At 72.8% G+C, this 25,762-nt stretch carries 23 protein-coding genes; 13 read left to right on the top strand and 10 right to left on the bottom strand.

Annotated features, from left to right (window positions below):
• Positions 1-251: 251 nt before the first annotated feature.
• A complete protein-coding gene (locus AC2XR2_RS41135; RefSeq protein WP_491517920.1) occupies positions 252-1,373 on the bottom strand; it encodes an ROK family protein in 1,122 nt (373 codons plus the stop codon).
• Positions 1,374-1,681: 308 nt separating this feature from the next.
• Here AC2XR2_RS41135 and AC2XR2_RS41130 point away from each other — a divergent pair, with 308 nt between their 5' ends.
• From AC2XR2_RS41130 to AC2XR2_RS41120, 3 genes are all read left to right on the top strand, one after another.
• On the top strand, positions 1,682-2,581 hold the full coding sequence (locus tag AC2XR2_RS41130) for an N-acetylglucosamine kinase (RefSeq protein WP_491517919.1): 900 nt from the start codon (positions 1,682-1,684) through the stop codon (positions 2,579-2,581).
• Positions 2,582-2,691: 110 nt separating this feature from the next.
• Entirely contained in the window at positions 2,692-4,623 is a 1,932-nt protein-coding gene (locus AC2XR2_RS41125; RefSeq protein WP_491517918.1) for a phosphatase PAP2 family protein, read from the top strand.
• Between the two features lie 93 nt (positions 4,624-4,716).
• Entirely contained in the window at positions 4,717-6,396 is a 1,680-nt protein-coding gene (locus AC2XR2_RS41120) for a phospholipid carrier-dependent glycosyltransferase (RefSeq protein ID WP_491517917.1), read from the top strand.
• Positions 6,397-6,425: 29 nt separating this feature from the next.
• Here AC2XR2_RS41120 and AC2XR2_RS41115 read toward each other — a convergent pair whose 3' ends face one another.
• The gene (locus tag AC2XR2_RS41115) at positions 6,426-6,827 is read right to left on the bottom strand and encodes a DUF3662 domain-containing protein (RefSeq protein WP_381298115.1); all 402 of its coding nucleotides are present in this window, start codon (positions 6,825-6,827) and stop codon (positions 6,426-6,428) included.
• Between the two features lie 31 nt (positions 6,828-6,858).
• Positions 6,859-7,023, bottom strand: coding sequence for a hypothetical protein (locus AC2XR2_RS41110; RefSeq protein ID WP_330262487.1), 165 nt, complete (start codon positions 7,021-7,023; stop codon positions 6,859-6,861).
• A 169-nt stretch (positions 7,024-7,192) separates the two neighbouring features.
• On the opposite strand from AC2XR2_RS41110, the gene AC2XR2_RS41105 reads away from it, so the two are divergent.
• The 4 genes from AC2XR2_RS41105 to AC2XR2_RS41090 all read left to right on the top strand — a co-directional run bounded on the left by AC2XR2_RS41105 (position 7,193) and on the right by AC2XR2_RS41090 (position 12,337).
• Positions 7,193-8,116 carry a MurR/RpiR family transcriptional regulator gene (locus tag AC2XR2_RS41105; protein WP_381298113.1) on the top strand — a complete coding sequence of 308 codons (924 nt, stop codon included), beginning with the start codon at positions 7,193-7,195 and terminating at the stop codon, positions 8,114-8,116.
• Between the two features lie 345 nt (positions 8,117-8,461).
• Positions 8,462-8,854 carry a hypothetical protein gene (locus AC2XR2_RS41100; RefSeq protein ID WP_330262489.1) on the top strand — a complete coding sequence of 131 codons (393 nt, stop codon included), beginning with the start codon at positions 8,462-8,464 and terminating at the stop codon, positions 8,852-8,854.
• 48 nt (positions 8,855-8,902) lie between these two features.
• Complete coding sequence (locus AC2XR2_RS41095) at positions 8,903-9,472, top strand: antibiotic biosynthesis monooxygenase (RefSeq protein ID WP_449352977.1); 570 nt, start codon at positions 8,903-8,905, stop codon at positions 9,470-9,472.
• 468 nt (positions 9,473-9,940) lie between these two features.
• Positions 9,941-12,337, top strand: a complete 2,397-nt coding sequence (locus AC2XR2_RS41090) for a SpoIIE family protein phosphatase (protein WP_491518590.1) — start codon at positions 9,941-9,943, stop codon at positions 12,335-12,337.
• Positions 12,338-12,363: 26 nt separating this feature from the next.
• Here the strand turns inward: AC2XR2_RS41090 and AC2XR2_RS41085 are convergent, their stop codons facing one another.
• Both AC2XR2_RS41085 and AC2XR2_RS41080 read right to left on the bottom strand, forming a co-directional pair.
• Positions 12,364-12,855, bottom strand: a complete 492-nt coding sequence (locus AC2XR2_RS41085) for a flavin reductase family protein (RefSeq protein ID WP_381298109.1) — start codon at positions 12,853-12,855, stop codon at positions 12,364-12,366.
• A 9-nt stretch (positions 12,856-12,864) separates the two neighbouring features.
• A complete protein-coding gene (locus AC2XR2_RS41080; protein WP_381298107.1) occupies positions 12,865-13,524 on the bottom strand; it encodes a peptidoglycan-binding domain-containing protein in 660 nt (219 codons plus the stop codon).
• Between the two features lie 184 nt (positions 13,525-13,708).
• On the opposite strand from AC2XR2_RS41080, the gene AC2XR2_RS41075 reads away from it, so the two are divergent.
• Positions 13,709-14,401: a TetR family transcriptional regulator gene (locus AC2XR2_RS41075; RefSeq protein ID WP_381298106.1), complete on the top strand. Its 693-nt coding sequence runs from the start codon at positions 13,709-13,711 to the stop codon at positions 14,399-14,401.
• A 141-nt stretch (positions 14,402-14,542) separates the two neighbouring features.
• Positions 14,543-14,956, top strand: coding sequence for a Zn-ribbon domain-containing OB-fold protein (locus AC2XR2_RS41070; RefSeq protein ID WP_381298104.1), 414 nt, complete (start codon positions 14,543-14,545; stop codon positions 14,954-14,956).
• A 7-nt stretch (positions 14,957-14,963) separates the two neighbouring features.
• Here the strand turns inward: AC2XR2_RS41070 and AC2XR2_RS41065 are convergent, their stop codons facing one another.
• Positions 14,964-16,349 carry a Gfo/Idh/MocA family protein gene (locus AC2XR2_RS41065; RefSeq protein WP_491517916.1) on the bottom strand — a complete coding sequence of 462 codons (1,386 nt, stop codon included), beginning with the start codon at positions 16,347-16,349 and terminating at the stop codon, positions 14,964-14,966.
• Between the two features lie 209 nt (positions 16,350-16,558).
• Between AC2XR2_RS41065 and AC2XR2_RS41060 the strand changes: the two genes are divergently transcribed.
• Positions 16,559-19,306, top strand: coding sequence for an alpha/beta hydrolase family protein (locus tag AC2XR2_RS41060; RefSeq protein WP_491518589.1), 2,748 nt, complete (start codon positions 16,559-16,561; stop codon positions 19,304-19,306).
• A gap of 71 nt (positions 19,307-19,377) precedes the next feature.
• On the opposite strand, the gene AC2XR2_RS41055 is transcribed toward AC2XR2_RS41060, so the two are convergent.
• Complete coding sequence (locus AC2XR2_RS41055; protein WP_330262497.1) at positions 19,378-19,758, bottom strand: PPOX class F420-dependent oxidoreductase; 381 nt, start codon at positions 19,756-19,758, stop codon at positions 19,378-19,380.
• A gap of 211 nt (positions 19,759-19,969) precedes the next feature.
• Between AC2XR2_RS41055 and AC2XR2_RS41050 the strand changes: the two genes are divergently transcribed.
• A complete protein-coding gene (locus AC2XR2_RS41050; protein ID WP_449352981.1) occupies positions 19,970-21,337 on the top strand; it encodes a S1 family peptidase in 1,368 nt (455 codons plus the stop codon).
• Positions 21,338-21,350: 13 nt separating this feature from the next.
• Here AC2XR2_RS41050 and AC2XR2_RS41045 read toward each other — a convergent pair whose 3' ends face one another.
• The 3 genes from AC2XR2_RS41045 to AC2XR2_RS41035 all read right to left on the bottom strand — a co-directional run bounded on the left by AC2XR2_RS41045 (position 21,351) and on the right by AC2XR2_RS41035 (position 23,688).
• Positions 21,351-22,172: an EamA family transporter gene (locus AC2XR2_RS41045; protein ID WP_491517915.1), complete on the bottom strand. Its 822-nt coding sequence runs from the start codon at positions 22,170-22,172 to the stop codon at positions 21,351-21,353.
• Positions 22,173-22,225: 53 nt separating this feature from the next.
• Entirely contained in the window at positions 22,226-22,411 is a 186-nt protein-coding gene (locus AC2XR2_RS41040) for a hypothetical protein (RefSeq protein ID WP_123765746.1), read from the bottom strand.
• Between the two features lie 116 nt (positions 22,412-22,527).
• On the bottom strand, positions 22,528-23,688 hold the full coding sequence (locus AC2XR2_RS41035) for an ROK family protein (protein ID WP_491517914.1): 1,161 nt from the start codon (positions 23,686-23,688) through the stop codon (positions 22,528-22,530).
• A 167-nt stretch (positions 23,689-23,855) separates the two neighbouring features.
• Between AC2XR2_RS41035 and AC2XR2_RS41030 the strand changes: the two genes are divergently transcribed.
• The gene (locus AC2XR2_RS41030; protein WP_381298095.1) at positions 23,856-24,821 is read left to right on the top strand and encodes a carbohydrate ABC transporter permease; all 966 of its coding nucleotides are present in this window, start codon (positions 23,856-23,858) and stop codon (positions 24,819-24,821) included.
• A gap of 16 nt (positions 24,822-24,837) precedes the next feature.
• Positions 24,838-25,755, top strand: a complete 918-nt coding sequence (locus AC2XR2_RS41025) for a carbohydrate ABC transporter permease (protein ID WP_449352982.1) — start codon at positions 24,838-24,840, stop codon at positions 25,753-25,755.
• Positions 25,756-25,762 lie beyond the last annotated feature (7 nt).

Raw genomic sequence — 25,762 nt, 5'->3', positions numbered from 1 at the left:
AGACGGAGCCCGGCACCGGTCGAACGGCACGGGGGCATTTTGCAGGAAAAGTCACTTTCCGGGGGCGCGGCCTCGCCCGGCCGCGTCGTCCACGCGGGGTGAGCTCCCCGGCCGTCCTGGCCGTCACCGCACGGGCACGCCCTCGTGCGGTTGCCGTACGTCGAGTACGGGCGGGACGCTCGCCCCAAGCCGGCGTCCCGGCCGACTTAGAAAGCGCTTGTCCGGACATTGGCAGACCGAGTCCGAAACCGTCAATCCTTCGTCCGCACAGGCTGGGTCACGGTTTGGACTCCTCTGGCGACGGCGAGGCGCGCGGCGCCCACGACGGTGCCGAGATCGCCGACCTGGCTGCTCACCACCTCGGTGGGCCAGCTCAGCCGCTCCAGCTCGGCCCGCACACCGGGCAGGAGCTGCGGAAACGCACCGGTGCTGCCGCCCAGCACGAGCAGCCCGGGGTCCAGTACGGCGGTGACGGCGGCGGCCAGCCGGCCCACGTCCACGGCGTGCCGGTCGACGATCGCGCGGGCCGCGGGACTGCCCTGTCCGGCCAGCGAGAACAGCTGTTCGACGGTCCGCGGGCAGGGGCCGTCGGATTCCGGCCAGGCCTCCGCCGCCCGGCGCAGCAGGGAGCGGGCCCCGATGTACTCCTCCAGGGCCTCGTGGCGGGGCTCCAGGTCGTCGTCCCAGGGGTAGGGCAGCCGGGCGAGCTCACCCGCCGCGCCGTTCGCGCCGGCCAGCACCTGGCCGCCCACGACGATGCCGAGACCGATACCGACGCCGATCCGCAGATAGCCGAAGGTGTGCCGGCCGCGGGCCGCGCCCTCGTGCAGTTCGGCGAGGGCGGCGCAGTTGACGTTGTTCTCCAGGTGGACGGGCACTCCGGGCGGCAGCGCGACGGTCACCGCATCGAAGACCGGGCCGGCCTTGGCGGTGGCGGGGCGCATCCGCTGCGGCGCGGTGACGTCACCGACGGCCACGACGATGGTGCGCAGGGGAGCGTCGGGAGGCAGCGCGGACAGCGCCTCCCGTACCACGTCGGCGGCGTCCTCCCGGGGTCCGGTGGCCTCGGCGAGCAGGGTGCCGTCCAGGGCGCAGCCGCGTACCCGGGTGAGGGCGGGGCCCAGGTCGACGGCGAGCACGGCGCCCGCGGCCGGGCCGAGCCGGTAGACGGCGGCACTGCGCCCGGTGGCGCCGGACGAGGTGCCCGAGTGGGCGGCGAGGTGGACGCCCTCCAGTTCGGCCACGGCGGCGGAGACCGTCGGCTTCGACAGCCGCGCGAGGCTCGCCAGCTGCGGCCGCGTCGCGGTGCCCGCCTGGGCCAGCACGGCAAATACGGCGTTGGCGCTCTCGGTCAGACGGGGGGTTCTCACCACGTCGTGTTCCACAGTTCCCCCAGGTCACAGGCTGCTCTCCCGGGCCGGGCGGCTCGGTGGAGGCGGCGATGGGCTGCTCCGGCGGCACGCGTGCCCGACTCGGGGAGGATGCCCGGGAAGCCGGAGGCGCGACGCCTATTGACACGCACTGTACTTCGTTAGTTAACTTCCTAACGAACGTCACGGTACTCGCCTGCCGTGGTCCGTCAGAAGCCCGTCCCGGGGCTTCCCTAGTGCATCAACTGCCCTGCCTCCAGGCACGGTTCGCCCACCGTCGCAGCACCCAGCGCACCGACGAAAGAGGATCCGTGCAGGACACCGCACCCCTGGTGGTCGGCATCGACGTGGGCGGCACCAAGACACAGTTGCGCGCGTACGCGGGCGACGCTCTCGTGGCCGATCACGTCCGTTCCAGCGGCGGCTGGCGGCCGCACGACCCCGTGGCCGCCGCCGGCTGGCTGGCCGCGCTGGCCGCCGACGCGCTGCCCGCGGGCGCCCGCCCGCCCGCCCTCGCCGTCGGCGGGCACGCCTGTGAGACCCCGCGCCAGTGCGCGCAGATCCGCACCGCTCTCCAACTGCACTTCGACGCGCCCGCGCTGGTCGTGGGCGACGCCGAACTGCTGGTCCCGGCCGCGGGTCTGGAGAAGGGGGTCGGCCTGGTCGCCGGCACCGGTTCCGTCGCCGTGGGCCGTTTCGCCGACGGCACCCCGGTCCAGGTCGGTGGCTGGGGCGCGCTCCTCGGCGACGAGGGCGGGGCCGCCGGTCTGGTCCGCGAGGCCGTCCGTGCCGTCTGGGCGGCGCACGACCGCGGTGAGGAGCCCGACGCGCTGGCGCTCGGTCTGCTGGCCGGGTTCGACGTCCCCGAGGTACCCGCGCTCGGCGCCGCGCTGGAGCATGTCACGGCCGCCTCCGCCGAGTGGGGGCGGCACGCCCCGGCCGTCTTCGCGGCCGCCGAGGCCGGATCCGCACTCGCCCGCTCCGTGATCGCCGAGGCGGGCCACGCACTGGCCGCGCTCGTCCGACGCCTCGCCGCACGCGGGGTCGTGGTCGACGACGTCGTGGTCGCGGGCAGCACCGTCCTCGCCCAGCCCTCGCTGTACGACGCCTTCGTGTCGGCGCTCGCCGAGGGCGTGCCGTCGGCCCGGCCGCGTCCGCTGCGGGCGCCGCCGGTCGAGGGTGCCGTGGCGATGGCCCGTTCACTCGTGTGACATGTCCTGGTCGTCGAGTCTCCTCCGTTCCGACATGACTCGCCCGTAGATCTTCGCTCGTACGCCCTCCCCGGCCGCACGGCCGCAGAACTGAAGAGAGAGGCCCATCCATGCCGTCATCCGCCGGGCAGCACTCCCCCACGCGTGTCGCCGAACGTGCCGTGAACCGCAGGGGGTTCCTCAAGACCTCCCTGGGGGCCACGGCCGGTGTCGTGGCCGCGCCCACCCTCGTCAGCTGGCTCGCCGCCGCCGACGCGAAGGCCGCCACCGCTCCCCTCGCGTTCGTCGACGACTACAAGACCAACGTCATGGCGAACCTGACGCCCGAGACCAACGCCGTGGTGCGGGTCCTGGGCGGCTTCGCCGAGGTGTGGAAGACCGGCGGCGCCTGGAACACCGGCACCCCGTTGCGGCCCGAGATCCTGCGCGCCAACATGCGCTACTGCGCCCGCGTCACCCAGGGGCGCACCGAGGCGCAGGCGAAGGAGGCGTTCCTCTACGACCGCCAGCACCAGAGCTACGCCATGATCGGCGGCCTCGGCCCCCTGGCCGGCCTCTACCGGTCCGGTGCCAAGGCGGTCACCTCGATCACCAGCGCCCCCGACACCACCCCGGCGACCACCATCAGCGACGCGGTGCCGGCCGACGCCCCCGCGGGCTCGGCGATCGGCGCCGGGTCCTACGACTCCTCGCTCGGCCAGGTGGCCAAGCTGGTGGACACCGTGCGCGGCCCGTACGCCTCGGGCAACCCCGGCAAGTACGCCTACCAGTACCCCCGCCCGTGGCGCATGAACGAGGACAGCCAGGTCGTCGACACGGGCGCCAAGGACGCGCTCGGCTACCCGGTCTACGACTCCGAGGTGGTCGTCGCCACCCAGCTGCTGCGGCAGCGCAGCACCTCGCCGGTGGACGACGGCGGCTTCCCCAGCGGCCACACCAACGCCTTCCACCTCGCGGGCCTGGCCTTCGCTTACGCGGTGCCGGAGCGCTTCCAGGAGCTGGTGACCCGCGCCTTCGAGCTCAGCCACACCCGGATCATGTCCGGCATGCACTCCACGGTCGACGTCATGGGCGGCCGCATCATGGCCACCGCGCTGGCCGCCGCCACCCTGGCCGACCCCGCGAACGCCGACCTCAAGGCCGCGGCCCGGGCCCAGGCCCTGACGTACTTCACCGAGCGGACCGGCAGCACGGCCGACACCCTCTTCGCCTTCGCCCACTCGGACCCCGCCGACGCCTACGCGGACCGGGACGCCAACGCCCGCTCCGTCAAGCCCCGGCTGACGTATGTGCTGAACCGGGAGGGCCGCGCCAAGCCGTTCACCGTGCCGAAGGGCGCCGAGGTGCTGCTGGAGACCCGCCAGCCCTACCTGGACGCCGCCCAGCGCCGTGAGGTGCTGCGCACCACCGGGCTGCCCTCCGGGTACGTCCTGCTGGACGGCTTCGAGCAGTGGGGCCGGCTCAACCTGTTCGCCGCGGCCGACGGTTACGGCTCCTTCGACTCCGACGTCACCGTCACGCTCGACGCGGCCTCCGGCGGCTTCCACGCGGCCGACAGCTGGCGCAACGACATCGACGGGTGCGGCGGGCTGACCAAGAAGGGCAGCGGCACGCTCACCCTGACCGGCCACAACCGCTACACCGGCGGCACCGTGCTCCAGGAGGGCACGCTGGTCGCCGCCTCGGCCCACGCGCTCGGCCACGGGGACGTACGGGTGCGGGACGGCAGGCTGGCGCTCGCCGACACGTCGCTCCAGGTCCACGGCACCTACACCCAGGAGTCCGGCGCGCTGGAGCTCACCCTGCGCTCCGGTCAGGAGCCGGTCCTCGAGGTGACCCGGCGCGCGGTGCTCGGTGCGGGCAGCGTGCTGTCGCTGAAGCTGGACGCGGAGAAGCCCCCGAAGGCGGGGCAGCGGGTGCGGGTCCTGTCGGCGCCGGTGCTGCGCGGCCAGTTCGACCGCGTCGAACTGAACTCCGACACGCTGCGGGCCGTACCCGTCTACACGGCGGAAGGTCTGTCGGTACGACTCCTGAAGCGGTGACGCCCGCGGGGCGGGAGCCGGTGCGAGAGTGACCCCCATGAGGTCCCTCCGGATCGCTCCCGCCACCGCCCGCCCGGCGGCACCGCGGGGCGGATGATGACGAGCGAGCAGCAGACGGTCCTGGACGCGGCGGACGGGTCCCGGTCACGCGACGACGAGGAGCGGCAGCCACGAACCGCCCGGCGGTGGCTGGTGCCCCTCCTCGTCGTCGTGCTGCTGGCGCAGATGGCGGCCGTCATGGTGACGACCGCCGTGCAACAGACGCCGACGATCGACGAACCCGTCTACGTGGCCACGGCCGCGGAGTACCTGCACGGGCAGGGCATCCGCTACAACCCCGAGCACCCGCCGCTCGGCAAGCTCGTGATCGCCGTCGGGGTGGCGATCGCCGACCCGCACGTGGACACGGCGTTCGACGGCCCCCAGATCGACCTCGGCCCCCACCTGCTGTACGAGTCGGGCAACGATCCCTGGCGGCTGATGTTCTGGGGCCGGCTCCCGGTGATCGTGCTGACGCTGCTGTTCGGGCTGGTGGTGTTCGCCTTCGCCCGCGAACTCGCCGGAACGGCCGCGGGTCTCGCGGCGCTCGCGCTGTACGCCTTCTCCCCCGATGTCATCGCCCACGGTTCGCTGGCCACGCTCGACGTGCCGACGGCCGGCTTCCTGCTCACCTCGGTGTGGCTGCTGTGGCGGGCCCGGGTACGGCCGCGCCGGTACGTGCCGCTCGCCGGTCTCGCCCTCGGGGCCGCGCTGGCCACCAAGATGAGCGCGCTGCCCGCGGTGCCGGTGTTCATGGGGCTGGCAGCCCTGTCGGTGTGGAGCGCGTGCCGGGACACCGTGACGCGCCGGCGGCTGCTGCGGGCCCTCGCGGCGGCCGCCGTCACGGCGATGGCCGCGATCGCCGTCGTATGGGCGTCGTATCTGGTCGTCGATCCGCGGCTGCGGTGGACGTCCCAGGACCCGGTGCCGGTGGTGCACGGGCTGCGGGGGACCCTGGTCGATCTGCTGCCGTTCCCCCAGGCGTACGCGGACGGGATGCGCGTCCAGTTCCACTTCGAGAACTACCCGTGGGAGGGCTTCCTGTTCGGGCGGGTGTACACCGGGCACCTCTGGTACTACCTGCCGGCGGCGCTGCTGGTGAAGACCCCGCTGGGCCTGCTCGCACTGTGGGCCGCCGGTGCCGTGGCGCTGGTGGCGGTACGGCGGCTGCGGCCCGCGGCCCCCTATCTCCTGGTCCCCGCAGGGGTGTTGCTGGCCTCGGCCATGACGGGGTCGCGGGACTTCGGCACCCGGTACACGCTCTTCCTGCCCATGTTCCTGACGGTGGCGGCCGGTTGTGTCCTCGCGGTGCGACGGCGGTGGGCGACGGCCGGGACCGTGGCGCTGGTGCTGTTCGTGGCCGTCAGTTCGCTGCGGACCTTTCCCTACTATCTGCCGTACTCCAACGAGGCGTTCGGCGGACCGGCCCGCACCCATCTGCGGCTGCACGACTCCAACGTCGACTGGGGCCAGGATCTGGGCCGGCTCGCCGACCGGCTGCGCGAGCGTTATCCGAGCGAGCGGATCTGGCTCGTCTACAAGGGCAGCGGTGTGCCCTCCGCCTACGGCATCGAGGCGTCCGATCCGCGCGAGGTGCCGGTGGGGGACGTCCGCGGACTGCTGGTCGTCTCGGACTCCTCGGTTGCCAAGGCGAAGGGCCGGCTGGCCGAGTTGATCGACAGCAGTCGTCCGGTCGACGAGGTCGGCCATTCGATCACGATCTACCGCCGATGATCACCCGGGCGGGGGCGGCCCGCCGCCGCTCAACGGGCCGCGAGCTGGAAGCCCTCGGCGCTCACGTGCGGCATCGCCCTGCTCACCACCCGGTAGCGGCCGTTGGGCACCTGGTCGGAGCGGGTGATGTGCACGGTGAGTGGTCCCGCCCACTCGTAACCCTGCCGATCGCCGTGCCGGGCGAGGCTGTCGGTGAGCTCCTGGCCCACGTCGCTGCCCCGGCGCACGAGTTCGTCGTAGGCGAAGTCCGCGAGTTCGACGTCGTACGCGTTCGGGACCACCACCCTGCTCTCACTGCACACGACCACGTTGCTGTCGCACTCGCGTCGCAGTGCCTCCAGGAGCTCGACGGGCTCCCGGTCGGTGACCCGCGCCCACAGCGCCTCCCAGCCGTGCTCCATTGCCTGTTCCAGCGCGCTCAGCGCACCCATTCCCTCTCACCTGCCTGGTTCGCGTGCGGCGTCATTCCTGGGCGAAGTCGTCGGGTTCGAGGCGCGCTTCCTCGAACGCCTCGCGCAGGGTCCGTCCGCTGCCGCCCGGGGCGGGCGGCTCGCCCTCCCCGCGGGGGGTGTGCAGGAGTTCGTCGGTGGTGCCGGTCTTGCGCCGGTTCTCCTCGGGGACCGTCATGCGGTGCTGCTCCTCGGGTGTCGTCGAAGTCCTTGCCCAGCGGCGGGTTCCCGAACGGCGGCGGCGTACCCGTCCCGATCGGCGCTCGCCCGACGGCGTCGTACGAGCGCTGGTCACCGGGGCGTGTGAGCTATGTTGACTGCCCGTGGAAGACAAAGGAGGCGCCTCGGTGCCATCGCCGCAGCAGGCACGTGCACAGGCATCCGCGATCACCTCGGGCAGGACCGCGCCGGAAGCGGAGGCCGCCCCGGCCTCCCAGCTCAGGTCGCTCTTCGACAGGCCCCGGCTCTCGCCCGGGCAGCGCCGCATCGCGCAGTACCTGATCGAGCACATCACCGAAGCGGCGTTCCTCTCCATCACCGACCTCGCGGAGCGCGTGGGCGTCAGCCAGCCCTCGGTGACACGGTTCGCGGCCGCCGTGGGCTTCAGCGGCTACCCCGCCCTGCGGGAGAAGCTCCAGGCCATCGCGCTGGGCACGCTCGCCGGCGGCCCGGTGGCCGACGAGGAGTCGCGCGGCAACGAACTCCAGGCCGCCGTCGACGCGGAGATCGAGAACCTGGAGAACCTGCGCCGCGACTTCGCCGACCCCGACCGGATGATCGACCTGGGCCGCAAACTGTCCGAGTCGACCCCGCTGACCATCCTGGGCCTGCGCATCTCGGCGTCGCTCGCGGAGTACTTCGCCTACGCGGCCCGCCGTATCCATCCCGACGTACGGCTGGTCACCCGCGGCGGCAGCGTCGCCTACGACGCCCTCCTGCAGTCACGCGAGGCCGGCGGCACCTGGGTGCTCGCGTTCTCGATGCCGCGGCACGCCCAGGAGACCCTCACCGCCCTGCGGGTCGCCCGCAGCGCCGGACTGAGGATCGCGCTCGTCACCGACCTGGCGCTCGGGCACGTGGCCGACGAGGCGGACGTCCTGTTCACCACCGGCACCGGCTCCCGCCTGGTCTTCGACTCCTACGCGGCGCCCGGGGTCATCGCCGCCGCGCTGCTCCAGGCCATGACCGACGCGGATCCCGAGCGGACCCAGGCGCGGCTCGAGGAGTACGAGCAGATCTCCGACCAGCACCAGTTCTTCCTCCGGGACTGAGCCCACCCCTCCCCGGTCATACGCCTTCACAACGGGACCATCCGTAATAAATCGAGCATGAATGTTTTCATACTCCTTGCAAAGCGGACGGCATATATAAATACTGCTCACGGATCACCCCGGGACCGCTCCGGGACCCGTCCGCACCCCTGTCCCCTTCTCCACCCCACCCGCCCGAAAGGGCTCCTTTGCGGACATCCCGTGCCGTCGTCACCTACCCGCGTCGGCGCCCGGGGTGTTCGGTCGGGCCCCGCCTGCACGCGGGCCCGTGGCGGCCCCGGTCATCCCCTAGGCCGGGGCCGCCCGATCCGTCGACCACCCGCACGACGCCGCACACCGGAAGCGATGACCATGACCCTGACGACCACACGGACCCTCTTCCGGACCGGTCCGGACTGGCCCTGCCAGGTCAAGACCCCCGGCAGTTACGACTGGGAGCGCTCCGCCGCCAAGTGGCTGCGCGAACTGGTGCCGGCGCGGTACGCGAGCTATCCGGCCCTGATGCGGCACACCGTGCTGCTCGCCCGGCACGCGCACATCCAGGTCCAGCAGGAGATCCGGGTCGCCCGCACCGCGCTCCAGACCGCCCGCGCCGACCTGCCGGCGCTCGGGCTGCCGGAGTCGGTCATCGAGCACACCATCAAGCTGTACGCGGCCGAGGTCCTGCAGCTCCAGCACATCGCCCGCAGCGTCCGCGAGGTCACCCAGGCGCTGGTCGAGCACCACCAGGGCCGCTGACCCTCCCCACGGGCATGACCCACGCCGTACGTGGGACCCGTGGTGAGCATGAGCACCACCACCGACGTACGGCACGGCGATCCGGTCACCACGGTCCTCACGTGGGAGGTGCGTCCCGGCCACCAGCGGGAGTTCGAGCGCTGGACGCGGGGCATCAGCCGCTGCGCCAGACGCTTCCCCGGCAATGAGGGCGTGTCCTGGCTGCGCCCCGAGGACGGCCACCGCTACCACGCGGTGCTGCGCTGGTCGGACGCGCACCGGCTGACCGCCTGGCTGGAGTCCGACGAACGGGCCCACTGGCACGCGCGGATCGACGGAGTCGCCACCGAGCTCGGCGGCGAACGGCAGTCGACCACCGGTCTGGAGACCTGGTTCAGTCTGCCCGGCACCACGGTGCGGCCCCCGGTCCGCTGGAAGATGGTGCTCACCACGTTCCTCGGCGCCTTCCCCTGCACCCTGCTGATCCAGTGGCTGGTGACACCCCGCACCACCGCGTGGCCGCTGCCGCTGCGGGCCGCGGTGTTCCCGGTGGTGCTGCTGCCGGTCCTGACGTACCTGGTGATGCCCCTGCTGAGCCGACTGCTGCGCCGGTGGCTGTATCCGCCTGCCGCGCACTGATCGCGCGGGGGGCGCGGTGGAACGGGGGGCGTCCGGGGAGGGAGCCGCGGCTGGAGCGGCGGGCGCGGCTGGGGGGATCGGCCTGGCGCGGGGGCGCGGCCGGAACGAGGACGCGGCTGGAACGGGGGATCGTCCGGGGCAGGAGTGCGCTGGAGCGGGGGGCGCGGTCGGAGCGGCGGGCACGGCCGGTACATGGGGCGGCCGGAACGGCGGGCACGGCCGGAACATGGGGCGCGGCCGGAACGGCGCGCACGGCCGGAACATGGAGCGCGGCCGGAACGGCGCGCACGGCTGCTGAGCCGGGGGCGCGGCTCGAACAGGGGGCGTGGTCGGTTTCGTCAACCGGCGGGGTCACCGGTGCGTGCGATGTGTGTCGACAACAGCGGGAGCGACCCGGGCCGCGTGTGCGATGCTCGACGCGTGACGAGCGAGCCTGCCGGCCCTTCACACGCCGGGACCGCGCCCGACATGGCCGCGCTGGCCAGGGTCGTGGCCAGGCAGCGTGCGGAGATGGACCGGTTGCGGGACCAGGCCGCCACCGCGGCGGTGCTGGAGCGGGCCAAGGGTGCCCTGATGGCGCTGACCGGATGCACCCCCGACGCGGCCGCCGACGAGCTGCTGCGGCGCGCCAAGGCCGGCGAGCGCACACTCCTGGAGGAGTGCTGGATCAGCCTCGGCTCCCTGGTGCCCCCGCTGCCCGGGTCCGCCCCGCCACCCGGCACCGGCGAGAACCTCCCCGACACCGCCCTGTCCGCGGTCCCCGAACCGGCCGGACCGCGGTCGGCGCGGGCAGCCGCCGGCGTGGCCGGGGACCGGGACGCAGCCGGCCCGGACGACGGATGCACCGCGCTCGGCCGGCTCGGCAAGGCCCTCGTCCATGTCGCCACCCCCCAGGACCTGGCCCGGTGCCTCCTGGAGGAGCTCGCGGCGGACGTCGACGCCGACGCGCTCATGCTCTTCAGGACCCTGCCCGCCGGAGGGCTCGAACTGATCGGGCACGCCGGGATCGACGACACCCTGGCCGGCCAGTGGGCGAAGGTGCCGCCGCTGCACGGCATCGCCCCGCTCGAGGCGCTCCAGGCGCGGGAGCCGCGCTGGCTGGAGGACTTCACCCGGGACCAGGAGCGGCAGCTGCTCATCGGGGACCCGCCGGAGCGGTGGCTGTCCCGCGCCTGGCTGCCGGTGCCGGCCGGCGGCGGCGCCGAGGTCTGCATCGGGATCCTGCGGACACGCGGCGGACCCTTCTCGCCCGCGGCGCGGCAGCTGCTGCGGGCCGTCGCCCGGCTGTGCGCGGGCTGGCTCCGGTCCTTCGGCGCCCGGCAGGCGCCCACCGCCGGGGCCACGGCGGCCGCCGCGCAGCCGGTGTTCGACTCGCTGCCGGGCTCGGCGATGCTGCTCACGCCGCTGCGCGGGCCCGACGGGGAGGTCGCCGACTACCGGATCGACGCCGCCACCGAGGAGGCGGTCGACGTCGTGGGCCGCACCGGGCGTCAGCTCCTCGGGCGACGGGTCCTGGAGTGTCTGCCGAGCATGGCGGACGAGGCGGTGTGGCACGGCTGTCTGCGCACCCTGACCACGGGTGAGCCGTTCGACGGCGAGCCGTTCGCCCACCAGGCGGTGGTGGAGGGCAGCACCGAACTGTCCACCTACGCCGTGCACGCGGCCCGGCTGGGCGACGCCCTGGTCATCACCTGGGTCCGGCACGACTCCTCCGACCGGCAGGAGCAGCGGCTGGCGGACGTGCAGCGGCTGGGGAACCTGGGCTGGGCGAACTGGAACCTCGTCACCGGCGAGGGCAGCTGGTCCTCGCAGACCTTCCTCGTCATGGGCCGGGATCCCGCGCTCGGACCGGTCCGCCTGGCCGACCTTCCCGGGCTCGCGCTGCCCGAGGACGCCCCGGCGCTCGCCCGGGCCGTCGAGGAACTCGTGCGGACGGGGCTCCCGTTCGACATCCCCTTCCGGGTGCGGGCCGGGCACGAGGTCCGGCATGTGCGGATGGTCGCCGAGGTGGTGACCGACACCGGGAACCGGCCCGTCGAGGTGCACGGCTTCGTCCAGGACCTCACCGCGCAGCGCAGCGCCGAACTGGCCCTGGTGGAGAGCGAGCGGGCGATCCTGACGCAGGACGGCGTGCTGCACGCCGAGCGGGCCCTGGCCGCCCGGCTCCAGCACGCGCTGCTTCCGCTGCCCACCCGGCCGGTCCGTCTCGCCGGGCTGCGGGTCGAAGTGGCCTATCTGCCCGCCCAGTCGGGGATCCACGTCGGCGGTGACTGGTTCAGCGCCATCGAACTGCCGGACGGCGAGGCCCTGTTCGTGGTCGGCGACGTCGCGGGCCACGGCATCGACGCGGTGGCCACGATGGCCCAACTGCGCTTCACCGCCAAGGGCATGGTCATCACCGGGTCGTCGCTGACCGGGGCCCTGGCCCGGCTCAACACCCTGCTCCTGCACTCCCGCGACTCCCACGGCACCGCGACCATGGTGCTGGCCCGCTACGACCCCGACGAGCACTGTCTGATGTGGGCGCAGGCCGGTCATCCACCGCCGTTGCTGGTGCGCGGCGGCGAGGTGCGCTATCTCGAGCGCCCGGTCGGCATGCTGCTCGGGGCCGGCTCCGACCCGAACTTCGAGGAGGCGCGCTGCGTGCTGGAACCGGGCGACCGGGTCCTGCTCTACACGGACGGCCTGGTGGAGCGGCCGGCGGAGGGCCTCGACCACGGCCTGGACCGGCTCGCCGCGGCCGTCGCGGCCCATCACGCCGAGGAGCCGGGGTCCCTGGTCCCGCTGCTCACCTCGGTGCTGGCGGGGGAACGGCGCGACGACGTGTGCGTGGTGGACATCCGGGTGCCCGACGCCCCGGAGTGACCGGCTGACGGTTCGAGAAGGCGGGGTCAGTCCGCCGGGTGGCCCGGGGAGATCGAGGTCGCGTCGGAGAGCCGTAGCAGTGGTGCCCCCTCGGTGTCCTCGCGGGCTCCCCACGCCTCCGGCTCCAGGACGAACCCGACGTGGTCGCCGCCGTCGACGCGCGAGACGACCGTGCCGACGAACCAGGCCGCGGCGTCCTCCAGGACGACCGCCCCGCCGGCCTCCTGCCGCGAGCGGACCCGGGCGAACTTGTCCGTGCGGTCCCCCGTCTCCCCGCCGAACAGCTCGGCGAGGTCCCGTTGTTCACGGGTGAGCAGATGGACGGCGAGGCGGCTCGCGGAGCGGGCCACCCGGTAGGTGCGGTTCGCCTTCGACAGCCACACCGCGTACCGCACGGGCTCGATCGAGCACTGGCAGGCGAAGCCGACCAGGCAGCCCGCCCGGTCGCCGTCCGCGGCGGCGGTCACGACGCACATGTCGGGGTCGAGTCGGTCGATGAAAGCGTCCATGCCCGCCATCCTCCGCGATCAGCCGCCCGTACGGGACTCCAGGTCGCGCCGCGTGTCGTCGCCGTACACCCCGTCCTCGTCGCCGCGGATGCCGTACCAGAGCTGGAAGCGGGCCACGGCCGCGGTCAGGGTCGCGTCGTAGGTGCCGTCGGTGGACCCGTCGTCGTAGACGTTCGGGATGTGCCGCAGACGTTCCTGGAGGTCTCTCACCTCGGGCCCGCTGTCTCCCTCCCGGAGGGTGCCGGGGCCGTCGGGGTCGCTGGCGCCGGAGGCGGTCGGGGTGGGCGCGGGGGTCGCGGGGGCTGTGGCGGAGGGCTGCGGGGCGGCCGCCGCGGCGCTCTCCTGGCGGTCGGCGAGCAGCAGCGCGCAGCCGAAGCCGATCACCGCGGCCGCGGTCACGGCCGCGGCGATCGCCGTGCGACGCAGTCCCGGCACCCGGCCGCGGGGGACGTCCCGGTCACGGCCGCGATCGTGGTCCCTGACGGGCGGCAGTTCCTCGGTCGCCGGCTCCGTCCCCGAGGGCGAGGGCAGTGCGATGGACTCGTAACCGACGGCCGGGCGCGGCGGCAGGTCCTTGAGCAGTTCCGCGAGCGCGTCGGTGCGGCGCGGGCGGAGCACCCGGATGGGCTCGATGGGCGGGCCGTCCGGCGGCACCCCTCGGTCGGACGGTGTGGGCATCCTGTTCTCCTTCCGTCCCGTGCGGGCTGGGTCCGCGCCGTCCCCCGGGGAGAGATACGGGGCCACGGGGCCGGGAGTTCAGCGCGCGGGCCTTGTCCCCCCTCCCCCGACCCGACAGCACTCAGTTCCCTCACACGGCTGCACCGAGTGCCACAGACGTGGTTGAGGTGCTACGTTCGCGACCATGAGCTCCACTAAGCCCCCCATGCGGGACGCGCTGGTCGCGGCCGCCTTCCGGCTGTTCCTGGAACGGGGTTACGAGCAGACCACCGTCGACGACATCGTCGCGCTCGCCGGAGTCGGACGCCGGTCGTTCTTCCGGTACTTCCCCTCCAAGGAGGACGTGGTCTTCCCCGACCACGAGCGCTGCCTGACCGACGTGACGGCCTTCCTGGACGCCGACGACTCCGGGTGCGACCCGGTGGAGCGGGTCTGCGAGGCGGTACGGCTGGTGCTGCGGATGTACACCGAGAACCCGACCTTCTCCGTGCAGCGCTACCGCCTCACCAAGCAGGTTCCCGGCCTGCGCGCCTACGAGCTGTCCGTGGTGTGGCGCTACGAGCGCGCCTTCGCCGCGTATCTGCGCGGGCGGCTGAAGGGGCTGCACGACGGGACGCTGCGGGCCGACGTGATCGCCGCCGCCGTGGCCGCGGCGCACAACAACGCCCTGCGCTCCTGGCTGCGCTCGGACGGGCAGGACGACGCCGAGCAGGCGGTGGAGCACGCGCTCGGCTATGTGCAGGCCGCCTTCGGGACGGCACCCGGGGCGCCGTCCGCCGACGAGCGGCCCGAGGACGTGGTGGTGATCGTCTCCCGCCGCGGCGCGCCGCTGTGGCGGGTGGTCCAGCAGATCGAGTCCACGCTCGACGCCGACTGAAAAGAGGGTACGCAGTACCTTTACTCCTGACACTGAGTGCCATACGCTGACGGCGTGCACGGTGGCACAGGGCGCCGCGCACATCCGTGCACGGTGCTCCGCGCACGTGGGTTTCCGGCCGAGTGCAGGGAGTTGACCAGCGTGTACCACCACTCAGGCAGCATGGCTCGTCAGGCAGCCGGCTCCGCGACCGGCGTCCTCGAACCCGTCGCCCCGGCCACGGACTCGATCCTCTTCCAGCGCTGCACCTGGTGCGGCACGGCGATGTACCACCGGCTGCTGTGTCCGGTCTGCCAGGGCGGCGACCTGCGCACGGAGCGCAGCGCGGGCGTGGGCACGGTCCGCCACTCCACGGTGGTGCACCGCAACACCCCCGCCGCGCGCAATGTGTCCCTGATCGAGCTGGCCGAGGGCTTCGTCGTCCGGGGCCGGGTCATGGGTCCGCCCGCCGCGATCCACAGCGGTGACCGGGTCCGGATGTCGACGGCCAAGGACCCGGTCCGCGGCGAGCCGGTCTTCCAGCTGCTGGACGAGCCCTACCGCGCCTGGAGCTGACGGGACGTCACCCCTGGTCGGACGCGTGGCACTTCGGGTCTCGCCACACCCCGGGGATCACATCCCGCACCCGCACCGGAAGCCCCGTCTCGAAGCACCGGTTGGCGGCCAGCCCCACGCCCAGCGCCAGGGCCCCGTCCCGTTCCGTGGCCGTCGGGTGGCCGGAGTCGTCAGGCACCTCGCTCGCGGGCCGCGCTGCCGGGTCCACGGGGCCGAAGAGCGCGTCGAGCATCCGCGGGTCTCCCCCGCCGTGCGCCTCGTGCGCGGTGACGAGCGGGACGTCGACCGGGGGCTTCCACAGCGGTCGCAGGGTCAGCCGCGCACCGCCCGCGTGATCCGCCGCGGTGTCCCCGTGCAGCGCCCCGCTCGCCGAGGTGATCCTGGTCAGGGGCGCCTGCCAGCGACTCTCCTCCACCTCCAGCTCCAGGCGGCCGGCACTGCCGTTGAACATCACCCGGTAGCCCTCCCACGGTGAGTAGGCCGTGAGGTGGTACGTCATCGTCGCGCCGCGGGTGTGGCGGACGAGGAGCGCCATGTCGTCCTCGATGGTGACCGGCCCGTCGAAGACGTTGCGGTCCCGGAGGTAACCGTCGTCCCGCTCGGCGTCCAGGTACAGGGCCCGCAGGGCGTCGTCGGCGGCGAGGTCGAGGGCGTAGGGGTCGTCGGCGGCCTCCCCCGCCCCGTGGGCCCGCGTGTACGCGCGGCGCAGACCGTGGCGCTCGCCCGCCTCACGGCCGTAGAAGCCGAGCCGCCCGTAGCCGAAGACGTCCTGGGGCTCGTCGGCGAGCCACCAGTTGACCAGGTCGAAGTGGTGGCCGGCCTTGTGGACCATCAGGCCGCCGCTGTTCCGCTTCTCGCGGTGCCAGCGGCGGAAGTAGTCGGCGCCGTGCCGGGTGTCGAGGAGCCATTCGAAGTGCACGGAGAGGATCTCGCCGATGGCGCCGTCGGCGAGCAGGGCGCGGGCCTTCTCGTGCACGGGGTTGAAGCGGTAGTTGAAGGCGACGGTCAGGGAGTTGCCGGTTTCGCGGACCGTGTCCAGGATACGGGCGCAGCGGTCCGCGTCGACGGTCATCGGCTTCTCGGTGACGACACGGCAGCCCGCCTTCAGGGCGGGGACGATGTAGCGGTCGTGTGCGGCGTCGACGGTGGTGACGACGACCTCGTCGATGCCCTCCTTCACGAGCAGGTCGGCAAAGTGCTCGGGTTCCCACTGGGCGGCGGCGGGTTCGTCGGCCGCGGCGAGCAGGCGGTTGTGGAAGGCCATGCGGGTCGGGTTGGGATCGCACAGGGCCGCGACGCGGTGGCCGGGGCGGGCGGCGAGGGCGCGGGTGAACAGCTGGGCGCGGTGACCGGTGCCGACGACGACCGCGCGGAGGTGGGGAGTTCGGCTCATGGAAAGCGCTTCCCCCATCCGGTGATCCGCTAGTCCGGTGACTTCGCTGGCTTGATCGCATCGCTCCCCCGCGAGCGCCCCCGGCGCACAGACAACCCACAGGCGCCCCTCCCCCGTCCTAGGTGACGCGAGAGACGCCCGGGACCGACGGGACGTCTGCGCACGGGGTTTCGAGGAGACGACCATTGATCCGTGCCCGGCGAATAGGTGTGACCGCCGTGGCGGTACTGGCGGCCCTGGCGGGCTCGCCCGGACTGGCACAGGCCCAACAACCGCCCCGAGTGGGCCCGTTGAGCGCGACGAACGACAACGGACTGCCTCCGGGGTGGCGGATCGACGGGAAGGGCGGGGCGCGTGAGCTGGTCTGGCGCGCGCCGAAGGCCGTTCCCATGGGGGACGCGCGCGTCGAGTTCCGGACGGGGAACCGGCTGCTCGGGGTGCCGAAGCCGGCGAAGGACGGGCGGACCTTCCGGCTCGCCCTCGAGGAAGCCCGGTCCACCGGGTTGCAGGACCTCCAGGTGACGGCCGCGGGCCGTCGTCTGGACGCGGCTGAACAGGCGCCGAGGTCCGCCGCGCGAGGGGCCCGCGTCCCCGCGCAGGCACCGGCGAACGGCGTCGATCCCGGCAAGCCCGGCTCGTACCGCACGGTCTCCGGGGAGTACGACCTCGACCCGATACGCCTGCCCGGCTACGCCGCTCCCGTGGAGATGCGCGCCCAGGTGGTGGCACCGAAGGGCGCCACCGGCAACCGCCCGCTCGCCCTGTTCCTGCACGGCCGGCACGCCACGTGCTACAAGCCGGGCAGCACGACCGAGGACGACGTGACCGGCGACTGGCCCTGCGCGACGGGCTACAAGCCGATCCCCAGTGACAAGGGCTATCTGCGCGACCAGCAACTGCTGGCCTCCCAGGGCTATGTGACGGTGTCGATCTCCGCCAACGGCATCAACGCCCAGGACGCGGACGCCGAGGACGCCGGCGCCCAGGCGCGTTCCTCGCTGGTGAGGCAGCACCTGGCCCGCTGGGCCGACTGGAGCGCCCACCGCTCCTCCGCCCCGGCCGTCGTGCGCCAGGCGCCGAAGGCGGACCTGTCCCGGGTCCTGCTCGTCGGGCACTCCCGGGGCGGCGAGGGCGTCAACCGGGCCGCGATGGACAGCCTGTACCCGCCGCCCGCCGCCGAGGACGGCTACCGGGGCCCGGTGCGCTGGAAGGTGCGCGGGACCGTGCTGATCGGACCGACGATCTTCGGCCAGAATCCGGTCGCCGACGTTCCGTCCGTGACGCTGCTGCCGGGCTGCGACGGCGATGTGTCCGACCTCCAGGGCGAGGACTTCGTCGACGGCACCCGCGGGATCAGCCGGGGCAGCGCGCTGCACAGCGCGGTCTACGTCGTCGGCGCCAACCACAACTACTTCAACAGCGAGTGGACCCCGGGCGAGGCCGAGGCGCCCGCCTCGGACGACTTCTGGAACGACCCCGACCAGCCGGACCCGGTGTGCTCGCCGGGTGCCCCGACCCGCTTGACCGCGGCCCAGCAGCACAAGGCGGGCTCGACCTACATCGCGGCGGCGGCCCGGCTGTTCGTCGCCGGGGACGACCGGGTGCGTCCGCTGCTCGACGGCTCCGGGACGCGGGCCCCGTCCGCCGACCCGGCGCGGGTGCTCACGCACGCGGTCGGCGGTCGCCGCACCGGCGGCTTCCTGCCGGACGCGGGGGTCAAGGTGACCGGTGCCCGGCTGTGCTCGGCGATCGACCCCGACCCGGCCAAGGCCTGCCTGGACCCGGAGGCCACCGGCTCGTCCCCGCACTTCGCGTGGTGGGAGACGGAGAAGGAGACGGGCCGCGGCGCGGTGCACCTGAAGTGGTCCGCGCCGGGCACGGCCGCGCGCGTCACTCCGCCCAAGCCGCTCTCGCTGCACGGTTCCCAGAAGCTCGCGCTGCGGGTCTTCGTACCGCCGAACACGACCGGCACGAAGTTCGACGTGTCCGTCACCGACTCCGGCAACCGCCGGGTGAAGCTCGGCTCAGTCCGCGTCGACGGACTCCCCGGCTCCACGAGCACCGCTTCCTACTGGGCCCAGGAACTGCGCGTCCCGCTGTCCGCCGCAACCCGGGCCGGGGTCGACCTCAGGCATGTGAAGTCCCTTGAGCTGACGCCCCGTTCGCGGTCCGGGCAGGCCTGGCTGATGGACGCCTGGGGCTGGGCACCCGGCACCCCGGCGGTGAAGGCGGCCGCACTGCCGCGTGTCGACGTGGGCCGCACGATCGTCAAGGAGGGTGACTCGGGCACCCGCACCTACCGGATCCCGGTCAAAATCTCCGGGCACGGCAGCGGGCAGGTCCGCGTGTACGTCCTGGAGCCGGAGAGCGGCCGGGCCGAGAGCAGGCTCGTGACCGTACGGCCCGGCAGCAACGCGATCGACGTACCGGTCGAGGTCAAGGGCGACACGGCCTACGGCTTCGACGTCCGGTACGACATCGCCGTCAAGGCCGTCCACCATGCCGTCATCGGCAAGCACCGGGGCGGGGTCACCGCCGAGAACGACGATCCCGCACCGGTGATCACCCTGGCGCCGGTCGCCGACAAGGTGACCGAGGGCGAGACGCTGACCTGGCGGGTGTCCCTGGACGCCCCCACCACGGTGGACATGTGGCAGCCGGTGCGGGTGCTTCCGGTCACCGAGGGCACCGAGCTGTCCACCAAGGACGTGGACGCGCAGTGGCTGCACGACTGGACCGGTGACGTACCGGACCCGGAGCGACCGCTGTCCCGGGCGAACCTGTGGGTGTGGCTGAACATCCCGCCGGGCAGCACCAGCGTGGACTTCGTCGTGCCGACCGTCCAGGACCAGCTGGCCGAGCCGACCGAGTCGATGCGCGTCGCGCTGACCGACTACGACGCCGAGCCGCTGCCCGACAAGCCGGTGCTGACGGGGACGGTGCTCGACCGGGCCTGACCCCTGTGGCGCGGGGCCCGGGGTGCCGGAACCCCCGTGACGCGGGGCCCGGAGGGTCCGGGCCCCGCGTTTCACAAGGTCACGCGGATGCCGACCGTCCCGTCCGCCCCGCGCCGCAGTCTGCTGCCGAGGAGGGTGAGCCGGCCGAGGATCCCGTACTTCCGGGCCAGGAGCTGCCGGTAGCGGCCGGTGGTCGCCGCGTCGACGATCTCCGCGGTGGCCGGGACCTGGTCGCCGGTCGGGTTGCCGCGCACGTCGCAGGGGCCGACCAGGACGTCCGCGCGGGCCCGGATCCGCTTCACCTTCCAGGCGTCGGCGGACGACCACACCCCGAGCGCGTCCTCGTCACGGACCACCCACACCGGGGTGGCGACCGGGGTGCCGTTCTTGCGAAAGCTGGTGAGCAGGAGGTACTTGCCCGCGCCGAGCCGCTCCAGCGGCGTTTCGTCCATGACGGCAGTCTAGGCGGCGCCCGGGGGCTCGGGGTATCGGCCAACCCGGGCCCGGGCCGGGCGTGTTGAGGTGGCTCCACGTCATTGTCCCGGCACCGGATCTTCGGCTTCCGTGAACGCGCCCGCCCCCGGCGCCGTATGCAAGGAGGGCGCTCAACGACCGGAGGGTCCCGCGGTGCAGTCACCGCTTGTTCTGGTTCGGGAGCCATGCATGAGGCACGCACGACGACGGGTCGTCCGGCGAGTGACACGGCTGGCGGCAGTCGGCGGACTCCTCCTGGGAGGCACGATGGTCACGCGGGCCGTCGCGAGCGAGCCTCCCGCCACCACGGTGCCGCGCACCTACGCGCAGACGGCCGGGCAGACCGGGGCGGACATCGCGGCGCGGCTCGGTTCCGCCCGTACGGCCGGCACCTGGATCGGCGACGACGGCAAGCCCGTCGTCGCGGTCACCGACGAGAAGGCGGCCGCCGAGGTGCGCGCGGCGGGGGCCAGGGCGAAGGTCGTCGAGCACAGCATGGACGAGCTCAAGGCGGCGGCGAAGACGCTGCGTTCGGCGCCGCGGGTCGCGGGGACCGCGTGGTCGATGGACTACCGGACCAACCAGGTGGTGGTGCAGGGCGACAGCACCGTCTCGGCGTCCGACTGGGCCGGCATGACGAAGGTCGCGGACGGCATCGGCGGCTTCGTGAAGACGGAGCGCACCGAGGGCACCTTCACGCCCCGCCTCAACGGGGCGCAGCCGATCCTGTCGACCGGCGGGCGCTGTTCGGCGGGCTTCAACGTGACCAACGGCCAGAGCGACTTCATCCTCACGGCCGGGCACTGCGGGCCGACCGGTTCGATCTGGTTCGCGGACACCGGCGGCACCAACCAGCTGGGCAAGACGGTCACCCAGAGCTTTCCCGGCAACGACTACTCCCTGGTGCAGTACGCCGACGGGAAGGCGGGCGACGGGGCCGGTGTCGTGTTCATCGGCAACGGCAAGGGCGTGCAGATCACCGGCGCGGGCGATCCGTCCATCGGGCAGCGGGTGTTCCGCAGCGGCAGCACCAGCGGGCTGCGCGACGGGCAGGTGACGTCGGTCAACGCCACCGTGAACTATCCGGAGGGCACGGTCACCGGGCTGATCGAGACGAGCGTGTGCGCGGAGCCCGGGGACAGCGGCGGTCCGATGTTCTCGGAGGGGATCGCGCTCGGCATCACGTCGGGCGGCAGCGGTGACTGCACGCAGGGCGGGACGACGTTCTTCGAGCCGGTGACGAAGGCGCTGCGGGATCTCGGCATGCAGCTGATCGTGTCGAACCCGGCCGCGGCCGGTGGGGCCGCCTCTCCCGCGCCGTCGGCCACCTCGGCACAGGGCTCGATCGCGCCCGGCGGCGCCTCTCCCGGTTCCTCGGCCGCGGTCGAGGGCGCCGAGGGCACACCGCTGCTGAGCCGGCTCACGGACACCCGGAACGTCGGGCCCGGCCTGCTGGTCGTCGGGGGCAGCCTGATCGCGCTGGTGGCGACCCGGTACATCCGCTCGGAGCAGGACCGCAAGGCGTATCAGCGGTACTACTCGGCGACTTGGGGCTGAGTCACCGGGTTCCTCATCCGACGCTCAGCAGGACCGTGGCGACGCCGGCTCCCACGAGGCCGAGGACCTGCTGCCGGCTGAGTCTCTCGTCGAGCAGGGCCAGTCCGAGGATCACGGGGAGGGCCGGGTAGAGGGAGGCGAGCACGACGGCGACCGCCAGCAACTGCCGTTGGACGGCGAGCAGGTAGAGGATGAGCCCGAGCGCGGCGCCCGCCCCGACCAGGAGCGCCTGAACCGCGCGCACGGGTGGCAGGAGCAGGCGCCGTGGGTGCCGTGCGGCGGCGGGCAGCAGGACCAGTACGGCGGCCGCCCGGCCCGCGGCCACCGGCCACAGGCCACTGGAGGCACCGGCTTGGGCGAGCGCGATGTACTGGAGCGCGACCCCGGCACTGGCGAGCAGCCCGTCGGGGACTCCCCCGCCGGTGTCCCGGCCGCCGCCGCAGACCATCCACAGCGCGGGGCCGGACAGGGCGATCCCCAGCCAGGCCACGGCGGTCGGCCGGTCGCCGAGCAGCACGCCGCACACCACGGACAGGGCGACCCCGGTGACGGCGCTGACGGGGACGACCACGCTCATCGCGCCGTGGCTGAGGCCGCGGTTGAGGAAGTGCATGGCGGCGCCGCTTCCGACGCCGGACAGCGCGCCCCACAGGAGGTCGGCGGGGTGTACGGCGTCGGCGGGCAGGAGGAGCGCGGCGGTGCCGGCGAGCAGCAGCCCGCCGAGTTGGCCGAGGAAGGTGACGGCGGCGAAGTGTGCCTTGCGGGACAGTAAGCCGCCCGCGAAGTCGACGATGCCGTAGCAGGCCGCCGAGGCCAGTGCGAGGAGAGGGCCCATTCCGTCAGGGGTGCCCAGGGGCGGGGCGGTGATGCCCCGAGGGGTGCTCGGGGTCAGGCCGCCGTGACCGGTTGCGGAGCGGCGGCGGCCCACTCCAGGACGAGGCGCTGGTACTCCTCGCGCTGCTCGCCGCTCAGTGTCCCGCCCGCCCGGCGCCACAGGGCCCGGATCTCCTCGTTGACCTCGTCGGCCGATCGATCGGTAACGGGTTCAACGGTGGTGGACATGGTGTGAAGCATACGGCTCCGGAAGTGAAGGCGCCGTGAGTAATCACGCCAGAAAAGGACATACCGGACCGTGTTACTGATCACGTCCACCTGTCAACAGGCGCTCCTGTCAAGGGTTGTGGCCTGCTTCACACTTCGGCCACACCCAGGACCAGTACCTGGATGGCCAGGACGGCGGCCCCCCGGGCCCAGTCGTGGAAGTCGGAGACCTTGGTCTCCAGGTCGATCGGGGCGGCCAGGGGATGGCGGTGGGCGCGGACGGTGTCCTCGACGGTCTTGCCGGCCACGTCCATCAGTCCGACCCCCTCTCCGGCGAGCAGGATCTTCTGCGGCATGGCGAAGTTGGCGATCTGGGCGACCAGGACACCGAGGGCGCGTCCGGCCTCGTCGATGACGCGGGCGGGCATGGGGTCGCCGGCCGCCGCGAGGGCGAGGATCTCCTCGTAGGTGTGGTCGCGGCCGGTGGCGGCCCGCACCTGGTAGCGGATGCTGGGGATGGCGAGCAGCGAGACGGCGCTGCCGCGGGTGCCGTCGGGGGTGAGGGGGCCGTTGGGGTCGATGATCCAGTGCCGTCCGAAGCCGCGGTCCTCCTCGGCGTAGGGGACGCGCCGTCCGCCGAGGACCAGGCCGTAGCCGATGCCGGCGCCGATGGTCAGGACGACGAACCGGTCGAGGCCGCGCCCGGCGCCGAACCAGGTCTCGGCCTCGACGAGCGCGGCCACGTCGTTCTCGACGACCACGGGCAATCCCGTGCGCTCCTCGACGAGTTCACCGAGGGGGACGTCCCGCCAGTGCAGGAACGGGGACTCGCCGACCACGGCACGCTCCTGGACCAGGCCGCCGACCCCGATGCCGATGCCCGCCAGGCGCGGGTGTTCGCGGGCCAGCTCGTCCGTCATCTCCGCGAGCAGGTCGGCGACTTGAGCCGGGTCGTGGCTGGTCAGGGGCCGGTCGTGGCGGGCGGCGATCTCGCTCCTGAGGGTGGTGACGACGCCGTAGACCATGTCCTCGGTGATCTTGAAGCCGATGAAGGATCCGGACTCGGCGACGACGTCGAGGGGCTGCGAGGGGCGCCCCTGGCGCACCTCCGCCGGGGTGCCCGCCTCGGGGACCTCGATCAGCAGGCCCGACTCGATGAGGGGCTTGGTGAGCCGGGTGAGGCTGCCGGCGGACAGGTCGAGGCGGCGGGCGAGCTCGGTGCGCGACAGCGGGCCGTGGACGAGCACCTCGATCGCCACCGAGCGTTCGCCGGTGCTCAGGGGGAGCCAGCTGGCGGCAACTGCGGTCATGAAGGTCAGACTCCCACATGATTTCTTTCGACATAAAAGGAACATGACCATGTTATGGCCCTCAAGACTGTCCTGAAAAGATGTTTGCGGACCCCTTGACGCATGGATTCTTCCGCCACAAAAGTAAGTGGCCGAGGACGAGCCGCCGCAGACGAGGGAGTCTCCCGATGACCATCGCCTCCAGCAGCCCTCCGTCGCGTCTGCCCCTGGGCGGCGCCGAGGGGGCGCGGACGAAGCAGAGGACGCAGCGGGCACCGGCCCGGGAGGGGCGGGGGGACGGACGGCTCGCCGCGGTGTTCATCGCCCCGGCGCTGCTCGGCTTCACGGTCTTCCTGCTCTGGCCGACGCTGCGCGGCATCTACCTGAGCTTCACCCGCTTCAACCTGCTCACCCCGGCCGAGTGGGTGGGCCTGGACAACTACGTCCGGATGGTCCACGACCCCATCTTCTGGGACTCGTTGGCGGTCACCGTCGAGTACGTGGTCATCAACATCGGCGTCCAGACGGTGTCGGCGCTCGCCATCGCCGTCCTGCTCCAGCGGCTGACTCAGTCGGCGACCCTGCGCGGGATCGTCCTCACGCCGTATCTGATGTCGAACGTGGTCGCGGGCCTGGTGTGGCTGTGGATGCTGGACAACCAGCTCGGCATCGGCAACGAGATCATCGCGGGGCTGGGCTTCGACCGCATCCCGTTCCTCGCGGACGAGACCTGGGCGATCCCGACCATCGCCCTGATCAACGTGTGGCGGCACGTCGGCTACACCGCGCTCCTGCTGTTCGCCGGTCTCCAGGCCATCCCGGGCGATGTGTACGAGGCGGCCAAGGTGGACGGCGCGAGCGAGTGGCGGATGTTCTGGCGGATCACGATGCCACTGCTCAGGCCGGTCCTCGCGGTGGTGCTGATCATGACGGTGATCGGTTCGTTCCAGGTGTTCGACACGGTCGCGGTGACGACGGCGGGCGGCCCCGCGAACGCCACCAACGTCCTCCAGTACTACATCTACGGCGCCGCCTTCGGCCGCTTCCAGTTCGGCTACGCCTCCGCGATGTCGGTGGCCCTGCTCGTGGTGCTGAGCGCCATCACCGTCCTCCAGTACCGGATCACCCGCGCCGGTCAGAGCGACCTCGGCTGAGGGAGAGGAGACCGACATGGCTGCCGTGACCACGACCACTCGGATACGGCCCGAGGGGCGCCGCTTCTCCCCGGGCAGGGTCCTCGCCTGGGCGGTGATGACCGCGATCGTGCTCGTCACCCTGCTGCCGTTCTACTGGATCCTGCGCACCGCGCTGTCCACCAACGCCGGCCTCGCCGCCCACCCCGGCGACCCGCTGCCCGTCGACCTCACCACCGGCGGTTTCGAGCGGGCGCTCGGCCTCCAGTCGACCAAGGAGGCGATCGCCCAGGGCGGTGCGGGCGGCGGGCTGAAGTTCTGGCGCTATCTGCTCAACTCGGTGGTGGTCTCGACCCTGATCACCGTCTGCCAGATCTTCTTCTCCGCGATGGCCGCCTACGCCTTCGCCCGGCTGCGCTGGCGGGGCCGGGACAAGGTGTTCGGCCTGTTCCTCGCCGGGCTGATGGTGCCGGCCATCTTCACCCTGCTGCCGAACTTCGTGCTCATCAAGCAACTCGGCCTGGTCGACAACCTGTTGGGCATCGCCCTGCCGACGATGTTCATGACGCCGTTCGCGGTGTTCTTCCTGCGGCAGTTCTTCATGAACGTCCCGAGCGAGGTCGAGGAGGCCGCGCTGCTGGACGGCGCCGGGAAGGTGCGGATCTTCTTCCGGGTGCTGCTGCCGATGGCGTCCACGCCGATCATGACGCTCGCCGTCCTGACGTACATCACGGCCTGGAACGACTACTTCTGGCCGCTGATGGTCTCCTACAGCGACAGCTCCCGGGTCCTGACCGTGGCCCTCGCGATCTTCCGGGCGCAGACCCCGCAGACCGGCACCGACTGGTCGGGCCTGATGGCGGCCACGCTGATCGCCGCCCTCCCGATGCTCGCGCTGTTCGGGTTCTTCGCGCGCCGCATCGTCGGCTCCATCAGCTTCACCGGGATCAAGTGAGGGATTC

Source organism: Streptomyces sp. LS-MS-L19, assembly GCF_058382285.1.
The sequence above is the reverse complement of the archived record's forward strand: the minus strand, read 5'-3'. Positions and strand labels throughout refer to the sequence as shown.

Coding starts and splice junctions, on each gene's coding strand:
- AC2XR2_RS41085 (WP_381298109.1), bottom strand. CDS start 12,855: ATGGCGGGCATGGACGCTTTCATCGACCGACTCGACCCCGACATGTGC.
- AC2XR2_RS41115 (WP_381298115.1), bottom strand. CDS start 6,827: ATGGGTGCGCTGAGCGCGCTGGAACAGGCAATGGAGCACGGCTGGGAG.
- AC2XR2_RS41100 (WP_330262489.1), top strand. CDS start 8,462: ATGACCATGACCCTGACGACCACACGGACCCTCTTCCGGACCGGTCCG.
- AC2XR2_RS41095 (WP_449352977.1), top strand. CDS start 8,903: ATGAGCACCACCACCGACGTACGGCACGGCGATCCGGTCACCACGGTC.
- AC2XR2_RS41125 (WP_491517918.1), top strand. CDS start 2,692: ATGCCGTCATCCGCCGGGCAGCACTCCCCCACGCGTGTCGCCGAACGT.
- AC2XR2_RS41040 (WP_123765746.1), bottom strand. CDS start 22,411: ATGCTTCACACCATGTCCACCACCGTTGAACCCGTTACCGATCGATCG.
- AC2XR2_RS41055 (WP_330262497.1), bottom strand. CDS start 19,758: ATGGACGAAACGCCGCTGGAGCGGCTCGGCGCGGGCAAGTACCTCCTG.
- AC2XR2_RS41120 (WP_491517917.1), top strand. CDS start 4,717: ATGATGACGAGCGAGCAGCAGACGGTCCTGGACGCGGCGGACGGGTCC.
- AC2XR2_RS41030 (WP_381298095.1), top strand. CDS start 23,856: ATGACCATCGCCTCCAGCAGCCCTCCGTCGCGTCTGCCCCTGGGCGGC.
- AC2XR2_RS41080 (WP_381298107.1), bottom strand. CDS start 13,524: ATGCCCACACCGTCCGACCGAGGGGTGCCGCCGGACGGCCCGCCCATC.
- AC2XR2_RS41035 (WP_491517914.1), bottom strand. CDS start 23,688: ATGACCGCAGTTGCCGCCAGCTGGCTCCCCCTGAGCACCGGCGAACGC.
- AC2XR2_RS41045 (WP_491517915.1), bottom strand. CDS start 22,172: ATGGGCCCTCTCCTCGCACTGGCCTCGGCGGCCTGCTACGGCATCGTC.
- AC2XR2_RS41050 (WP_449352981.1), top strand. CDS start 19,970: ATGAGGCACGCACGACGACGGGTCGTCCGGCGAGTGACACGGCTGGCG.
- AC2XR2_RS41025 (WP_449352982.1), top strand. CDS start 24,838: ATGGCTGCCGTGACCACGACCACTCGGATACGGCCCGAGGGGCGCCGC.
- AC2XR2_RS41090 (WP_491518590.1), top strand. CDS start 9,941: ATGGCCGCGCTGGCCAGGGTCGTGGCCAGGCAGCGTGCGGAGATGGAC.
- AC2XR2_RS41110 (WP_330262487.1), bottom strand. CDS start 7,023: ATGACGGTCCCCGAGGAGAACCGGCGCAAGACCGGCACCACCGACGAA.
- AC2XR2_RS41075 (WP_381298106.1), top strand. CDS start 13,709: ATGAGCTCCACTAAGCCCCCCATGCGGGACGCGCTGGTCGCGGCCGCC.
- AC2XR2_RS41065 (WP_491517916.1), bottom strand. CDS start 16,349: ATGAGCCGAACTCCCCACCTCCGCGCGGTCGTCGTCGGCACCGGTCAC.